Here is a 7,189-nt window from a genome sequence, read left to right as displayed (position 1 = left end):
GTCCGGCGATCCGGGCGAGATGTCCCTCGTCCAGCGGGCCCGGGTCGATCACCACCGCGAATTCCTCGCCCGGAGCACGCAACACCCAGGTGTTGGTCCCATCCAGGGTCATCGGACCCGGATTGGGCGCACGCAGCAGCGTCACCCAGCCCGGCAACTGCTCGACCTCGGCGGCCACCATGCTGCGAATCCTACGTTGCTCTGCGCTGACACGCCGGGGACCGCATGTGCGATCCGGTCACCGGCGGTCACCACGGCACGGCAAATCACTCCGTACCGGTCCGGGTCAGGCGATCTCCGCGATGACCTCGACCTCGACCGGCGCGCCCAGCGGAAGCGCGATGACGCCGACGGCGCTGCGCGCGTGCCGGCCGAGCTCGCCGAGCACCTCGCCGAAGAGCTCCGAGGCACCGTTGACCACGGCGGGCTGGCCGGTGAAGCCGTCCGCCGACGCCACGAAGCCGGTCACCTTGACGATCTTGACGAGCCGGCCGAGGCCGACCAGCGAGTCGATCGCGGCGAGGGCGTTCAGCGCGCAGTAGCGGGCCAGCTCGGCGCCCTGCTCGATGGTGACGTCGGCGCCGACCTTGCCGACGTACGGCAGCTTGCCGTCGACCATCGGCAGCTGGCCGGAGACGTAGACGTAGTTGCCGGACTGCACGGCCGGCACGTAGGAGGCCAGCGGCGGCACCACGGTCGGCAGGGTGAGGCCCATCTCGGCCAGGCGCGCGTAGGCGTCCGCGCCGCCCTCGCCGCTCACCGGCGTCGGGGCCGTCACGCCTTCGCCCGCTTCATGTACGCGACCAGCTGGTCGGTGTTCGGGCCGGGCACGACCTGTACCAGCTCCCAGCCGTCCTCGCCCCAGTTGTCGAGGATCTGCTTGGTCGCGTGGATCAGCAGCGGCACGGTCACGTACTCCCACTTCTGCATTGCTCGTCCAGCTCCCTGTCGCTCGCTCCGGGGCTCGCGCCCGTCGACTTCGGCGACAGCCTATCCAGGCCGCCGGAGCCGCCTCGCGACTGTCCGGATTTCGTTACGCTGAGCACGGGGGCGACGACCGATACCCAGGGGGCACGATGACGCAATCGCCGCGGGGCGAGCCCATGCGCGCGTCCTCGGTCGCCGCCGCGGAGGCGCCGGAGTCCGGCGACCTCATCGACTTCCTCGAGGGTCCCGCGACGGCGGAGCTGTCCGAGTGGCCGCCGGTCGGCGCCTATCCCGGCGAGCCGGGTCATCAGCCCGACCCGGAGCCACCCACCGTGCCCAACGAGGTCCTCGAGGGCGACGTCGTCTGGCATCAGCCGCCGCCGACCGAGCCGTTCCACGCCCGGCACGAGAAGCCGGGCGAGTGGCGTGCCACGCCGCCGGACCACCTGGCCTGGGAGCACTCGCCGCCCGCCGAGGTGCAGCCGGGCGTGCAGCAGGACGAGCCGACCGAGGCCATCTCGCTGAGCATGCTGCCGCAGCCGTGGCAGGTGCCGTTCGACCCGCACTCGACCGAGACCACGATGCCGGTGCTCACGCCGGCGGCGCGGCGGCGGCGCACCGGCCTGCGGGTCTCGGTCGCCCTGGTGCTCACCCTGCTGATCTTCGTCGGCGGCGCGGTGTCGGCAGCCCTGCTGCTGCGCGAGGGCGACAGCGGCAGAGGCGAGCCCGACCCGGTCACGGCGGTAAACACCTTCATGACCGCGGTCTACGTCCAGCAGGACGCGGCGGCGGCCGGGGAGGTCGTCTGCCGCGAGGCGCTCGACCAGGACCGGCTGAACGACCGGGTCGCCCAGATCAAGGGCTACGCGAACGAGTACGACGCGCCGACCTTCAGCTGGACCGAGCCCGCGATCACCCGGCAGACCGATGACCGGGCGACGGTCGTGGTGCCGCTCACGATGACCACCGACGATGAGAAGACGGCGCAGCAGCAGCTCACCTTCACCCTGGTGCACAAGACCGACTGGCTCGTGTGTGACGTGACCGGCTGAGCCTGCCCCGTACGCTCGATGACGTGGCAAGCAACGATTGGCCGGCGCGGCTGCATGTCGTCACCGGCAAGGGCGGTACCGGCAAGACGACAGTCGCCGCGGCACTGGCGCTCGGGCTGGCCGCGGGCGGGCACCGCACGCTGCTCGTGGAGGTCGAGGGCCGGCAGGGCATCGCGCAGCTGTTCGGCATCGATCCGCTGCCGTACCGCGAAAGCCGCATCGCCACCCCGGTCAGGGGCGACGGCGAGGTCCGCGCGCTGGCGGTGGACCCCGAGGAGGCGCTGCTGGAGTACCTCGACATGTTCTACAAGCTGGGCGCGGCCGGCCGGGCCCTGCGCCGGATCGGCGCGATCGACTTCGCCACCACGATCGCACCCGGCCTGCGCGACATCCTGCTCACCGGCAAGGTGAAGGAGGCGACCACCCGCTCGTCGGACGGCCGGCGTGCGTACGACGCGGTGGTGCTCGACGCGCCGCCGACCGGCCGGATCGGCCGCTTCCTCAACGTCACGGCCGAGACCGCCCGGCTGGCGAAGGTCGGCCCGATCAAGACGCAGAGCGACGGGGTCGCGTCGCTGCTGCGCTCGCCGATCACCTCCGTGCACGTGGTGACGCTGCTCGAGGAGATGCCGGTGCAGGAAAGCATCGACGCGATCGCCGAGCTGTCCGCGCTGCACATCCCGGTCGGCCGGATCATCGTGAACGGCGCCCGGCCGCCCCTGCTCGCGGCCGGCCGGGTCACCAAGACCGAGCTCAAGCGCGGGCTGGCCGCCGCCGGCCTGCCGTCCGACGCGGCGACGGTAAACGGCCTGCACGCCGAGGCGAAGGCGCACCTGACCCGCCGGGAGCTGGAGGACTCGCTGCGCTCGGAGCTTTCCGAGCTGGGGCGCCCGATGGTGGAGCTGCCGCTGCTCGCCGGCGGCGTCGACCAGGACGGCCTGCACGAACTTGCCGCCCTGCTGATGGCTGTCTGACCCGCCACACGCCGCGGCGCTCCGCACCGCGCGGGGGCTACGAGTCAGTACGCTCGAAACGTGCCTGCCGACCGCACCGCCCCCCGCCTGGACGTCGACGCCCTGCTGGCCGACCCGGCCATCAGGATCGTGGTCTGCTGCGGCGCCGGCGGCGTCGGCAAGACGACCACTGCCGCCGCGCTCGGCCTGCGCGCCGCCGAGCAGCACGGCCGCCGCACCGTGGTGCTGACCATCGACCCCGCCCGCCGGCTGGCCCAGTCGATGGGCCTGACCGAGCTGGACAACACGCCGCGGCAGGTCAAGGGCATCGACACCGAGGCGACCGGCGGCGAGCTGCACGCGATGATGCTCGACATGAAGCGCACGTTCGACGACGTCGTGCAGGCGCACACCTCGCCGCAGCGCGCCGCGGAGATCTTCGCGAACCCGTTCTACCAGGCCATGAGCTCGACGTTCTCCGGCACGCAGGAGTACATGGCGATGGAGAAGCTGGGGCAGCTGCGCGCCGGCGACGACTGGGACCTGATCGTCGTCGACACCCCGCCGTCGCGCTCGGCGCTGGACTTCCTCGACGCGCCGGCCCGGCTGTCGCGTTTCCTGGACGGCCGGATGCTGCGCATGCTGATGGCGCCCGCACGCGGCGGGCGCAGCATGTTCAGCCTGGTCACGGCCTCGTTCGGGATCTTCTCCCGGGCCGTGCAGAAGATACTGGGCGCCCAGCTGCTGACCGACCTGTCCGGCTTCGTGGCGGCCCTGGACTCCATGTTCGGCGGCTTCCGGCAGCGCGCCGACGAGACGTACCGGATCCTCCAGGACCCGCAGACGGCGTTCCTGCTGGTCGCGGCCCCGGAGCGGGACGCGATCGGTGAGGCGGCCCATTTCGCGGAGCGGCTGGTCGAGCAGCGCATGCCGCTCGCGGGCCTGGTGCTCAACCGCACCCACGCCACCACGCTGAAGACCCTCACGCTGGAGGCGGCCGAGGCCGCCGCGCTCACGCTGGACGCGGCCGGTGACCAGCCGACGACCGCGGACGCGCTGCGGATCCACGCGGCCCTGCTGCGCCTTGTCGAACGGGAACTCAGGGTCGCCGCCCAGTTCACCGACGCCTTTCCCCAGGTGCCGACGGTGGCCGTCATGGCGCAGCCCGCCGATGTGCACGACGTCGACGGGCTGCGGACAATCGGTGCTGCCCTCGCCTGAAATGGATCAGCGGGTGGAGACGAGTACCTTGTCGGCGCCCTTCTCGCGGAGCGCGGCTTCGAACATCTTCCGCCAGCTCGCCACGTGCGGGTGCCGGCGTAGCAGCGCGCGGCGCTCCCGCTCGGTCATGCCTCCCCAGACGCCGAACTCGATCCGGTTGTCCAGCGCGTCGGCAAGGCACTCGTAGCGGACCGGGCAGCTGCGGCAGATCCTCTTCGCCACGTTCTGCTCGGCGCCCTGCACGAAGAGTGCGTCAGGGTCGCCACTCTGACACGCCGCCATGCTGGGCCAGTCGCTGATCATTCCCATCTGTCCACGTCCCCCCTTGCTTCCCCCTGGCATCTGACGGCCCGTGTCCCCCAAGTCGCGCAGACGCCGTGCGATACCTCGCCGGATCATCATGCTCTGTAGTCAGGCAATTACGCAACGTTGTCCCTCAAAAACGTATACCCCGGTCTTTCCCGGCATCCCTCTCCTACCGGACAGTGAGAAAGTTCGGGGAAGTTCCCCGGAAACGCCACACTCAGGCTCGGGAGGAGGCACAATCATTCTGGGCAAACGTGACCTTCTCGACGCTCGATCACGTGCGTTATTCGCGTACCCTGCTCGGGTGACCTCCTGGATGCGCAGACGCGATCACAACATCTTCGCCAATGCGACCTCGCTGCTGATCTGTGGCCTGCTCGCGGGCGTTGTCGTCGCCGCCGCCGCCTTCCCCGCAGTCGCCATGTCCGGCCTCGCGGCCAAGGCCGGCGGCGAGACGTTCGCCAGCCTGCCCAGCGAGCTCCGGCAGGCGACCGCCCCGCAGATCACGCGGATCTTCGCGTCGGACAACAAGACGCAGATATCGGTCTTCTACGACGAGTTCCGCAGCGACGTCCCGCTGAAGGACATCTCGAAGAACATGCAGAACGCGATCATCGCGGCCGAGGATCACGAGTTCTACCAGCACAACGGCGTCGACCTGAAGGGTGTCGCCCGCGCGATCGTCAGCAACAAGAGCGGCAAGTCCCAGCAGGGCGCCTCGACGCTGACCATGCAGCTGGTGCGTATGACCCTGGCCTACTCGGCGACCAGCCCGCAGGAGGTCGTCGACGCCACCAAGGACACGCCCAAGCGCAAGATCACCGAGATGAAGTACGCGATGCAGATCGAGAAGGAGCTCAGCAAGGAGAAGATCCTTGAGGGCTACCTGAACGCCGCGCCCTTCGGAAACGGCGCGTACGGCGTGTACGCCGCCAGCCAGGTGTACTTCAGCAAGAAGCCCAAGGATCTGACGATCGCCGAGGGCGCGCTGCTGGCCAGCATGGTCAAGGCGCCCACCGCGTTCAACCCCACGACCGCCAGCGGCTACCCGCAGGCGCTCGACCGCCGCAACTACGTCATCAACGACATGATGGAGATCGGCCTCATCAGCGCCGACGACGCGCGCAAGGCGACCGCGACGAAGATCAGCCGCGAGGTCGACCGCCCCGGCAACGGCTGCGTCTCGGTTGCCAAGAACAACTGGGGCTTCTTCTGCGACTACTTCTACCGCTGGTGGCTCAGCCAGCAGGCCTTCGGCGCGACCACGTACGACCGTGAGCGGCGCCTGAAGAGCGGCGGCTACCGCGTGCAGACGTCGATGGACATCAAGGCGCAGCAGGCGGCCCGCAAGAACATCGGCGAGCACATCTCGGAGAAGAACAAGAACGCCCTGCTGCTCGCCGGCATCCAGCCGGGCACCGGCCGGGTCCGCATGCTGGCGGCCAACCGCAAGTTCAAGCTGGACGACCCCCAAAACCCGCAGAACAAGATCTCCTCGGACCCGCGCAAGGCGAAGAAGAAGATCCGCGGCACGTACCCGAACACGACCAACCCGCTGCTCAGCGGCGGCGGCGACATCACCGGCTACCAGGCCGGCTCGGTGTTCAAGATGTTCACCATGGTCGCGGCGCTCGAGAACGGCTACCCGCTCGCCTACTCCATCAACGCGCCCGCCAAGTACGTCTCGAAGTACCGCATCGCACCCGGCCCCTCCACCTGCAACGGCATCTACTACTGCCCGAGCAACGCGGGCGGCAAGGCCGGCGGCGTCACCAACATGTGGACGGGCTTCAGTAGATCGATCAACACCTTCTTCGTGCCGCTGCAGGAACGGGTCGGCGCCGAGAAGGTGGTCGACGTGGCCCAGCGCTTCGGCGTGCAGTTCCGGGCCAAGAGCGACGCCGACTTCGCGTCGAACAAGGCCTCGGCACACCAGTGGGGCGCCTTCACCCTCGGCGTCTCGTCGTCGACCCCGCTGGAGATGGCGAACGCGTACGCGACCCTCGCCGGCGACGGCATGTACTGCGCGCCGACCCCGGTGCAGCAGATCACGTCGAAGGACGGCGAGAAGATCGACGTCGGCAAGCCGCACTGCACCCGCGCCACCTCACCGGACGTGGCCCGCGCGGCGCTCGACGCGGCCCGCTGCCCGGTCGGCGACAGCCCGCAGCTCGGCAGCTGCGGCGGCAGCCGTACGGCGGCGCAGGCCTACTACACGATCCGGCACCCGATCTACGGCAAGTCCGGCACCACCGACCACGACAAGACCGCCGCGCTGATCATCGGCAGCAGCTCGCTGGCGATCGCCGGCTACCTGGTCAACCCGGACTACCAGGACCACAAGGACCGCATGCTGCACGCCATCGTGAACCCCGCGGTCTGGGACACGATGGACGACTTCCTCAAGGGCAAGACGAAGGTCGAGTTCAAGAAGCCGGGCAGCAGAAAGATCTCCGAGGGCGACCAGCGCTCGATCCCGGACGTGGAATGCGCGACCGTCGCCGGGGCGCTGGCCCGGATCGAGGGCGCCGGCTTCACCGCCTCGGTCGACAACACCGAGGTCGAGTCGAACTGCCCGAAGGGCACGGTCGCGGGCACGAACCCGAGCGGCCGGACCATCAAGGGCGGCTACGTCAGCATCGAGATCAGCAAGGGCACCGGCAAGGAACCCGGGGCCCCGGACGATCCGAAGAAGCCCAAGCCACCGGGCCGAAGATGACAACGCGGGCG

At 69.8% G+C, this 7,189-nt stretch carries 7 protein-coding genes and 1 pseudogene; 4 read left to right on the top strand and 4 right to left on the bottom strand.

The genetic code is table 11. From position 1 onward, the window contains the following. The 3 genes and pseudogenes from BJ971_RS40460 to sp36 form a co-directional block, all read right to left on the bottom strand. A pseudogene (locus tag BJ971_RS40460) lies at window positions 1-181 on the bottom strand (MBL fold metallo-hydrolase); the annotation flags it as partial. Between the two features lie 105 nt (window positions 182-286). Then, a complete protein-coding gene (locus BJ971_RS40455) occupies window positions 287-778 on the bottom strand; it encodes a RidA family protein (RefSeq protein WP_275411416.1) in 492 nt (163 codons plus the stop codon). After that, complete coding sequence (gene sp36, locus BJ971_RS40450) at window positions 775-930, bottom strand: Sp36 family protein (RefSeq protein ID WP_184998528.1); 156 nt, start codon at window positions 928-930, stop codon at window positions 775-777. The genes BJ971_RS40455 and sp36 overlap by 4 nt, the downstream gene beginning before the upstream one ends. Window positions 931-1,076: 146 nt before the next feature. Here sp36 and BJ971_RS40445 point away from each other — a divergent pair, with 146 nt between their 5' ends. From BJ971_RS40445 to bagB, 3 genes are read left to right on the top strand one after another with little or no spacing between them, the layout of a single operon-like run. Continuing rightward, window positions 1,077-1,979, top strand: coding sequence for an Rv0361 family membrane protein (locus tag BJ971_RS40445; RefSeq protein WP_184998527.1), 903 nt, complete (start codon window positions 1,077-1,079; stop codon window positions 1,977-1,979). Between the two features lie 23 nt (window positions 1,980-2,002). After that, the gene (gene bagA / locus BJ971_RS40440; protein ID WP_184998526.1) at window positions 2,003-2,953 is read left to right on the top strand and encodes an ATPase BagA; all 951 of its coding nucleotides are present in this window, start codon (window positions 2,003-2,005) and stop codon (window positions 2,951-2,953) included. Window positions 2,954-3,013: 60 nt separating this feature from the next. Then, window positions 3,014-4,153 carry an ArsA family ATPase gene (gene bagB, locus BJ971_RS40435; protein ID WP_184998525.1) on the top strand — a complete coding sequence of 380 codons (1,140 nt, stop codon included), beginning with the start codon at window positions 3,014-3,016 and terminating at the stop codon, window positions 4,151-4,153. 6 nt (window positions 4,154-4,159) lie between these two features. Here bagB and BJ971_RS40430 read toward each other — a convergent pair whose 3' ends face one another. Then, window positions 4,160-4,462 carry a WhiB family transcriptional regulator gene (locus tag BJ971_RS40430; protein WP_041832981.1) on the bottom strand — a complete coding sequence of 101 codons (303 nt, stop codon included), beginning with the start codon at window positions 4,460-4,462 and terminating at the stop codon, window positions 4,160-4,162. A 313-nt stretch (window positions 4,463-4,775) separates the two neighbouring features. Here BJ971_RS40430 and BJ971_RS40425 point away from each other — a divergent pair, with 313 nt between their 5' ends. Beyond that, window positions 4,776-7,178: a penicillin-binding protein gene (locus BJ971_RS40425; RefSeq protein ID WP_184999361.1), complete on the top strand. Its 2,403-nt coding sequence runs from the start codon at window positions 4,776-4,778 to the stop codon at window positions 7,176-7,178. Window positions 7,179-7,189 lie beyond the last annotated feature (11 nt).

This window comes from Amorphoplanes digitatis (assembly GCF_014205335.1).
Lineage (GTDB): Bacteria > Actinomycetota > Actinomycetes > Mycobacteriales > Micromonosporaceae > Actinoplanes > Actinoplanes digitatus.
This window is presented reverse-complemented; position numbering and strand designations above follow the sequence as displayed.

Coding starts and splice junctions, on each gene's coding strand:
- sp36 (WP_184998528.1), bottom strand. CDS start 930: ATGCAGAAGTGGGAGTACGTGACCGTGCCGCTGCTGATCCACGCGACC.
- BJ971_RS40445 (WP_184998527.1), top strand. CDS start 1,077: ATGACGCAATCGCCGCGGGGCGAGCCCATGCGCGCGTCCTCGGTCGCC.
- BJ971_RS40430 (WP_041832981.1), bottom strand. CDS start 4,462: ATGGGAATGATCAGCGACTGGCCCAGCATGGCGGCGTGTCAGAGTGGC.
- BJ971_RS40425 (WP_184999361.1), top strand. CDS start 4,776: ATGCGCAGACGCGATCACAACATCTTCGCCAATGCGACCTCGCTGCTG.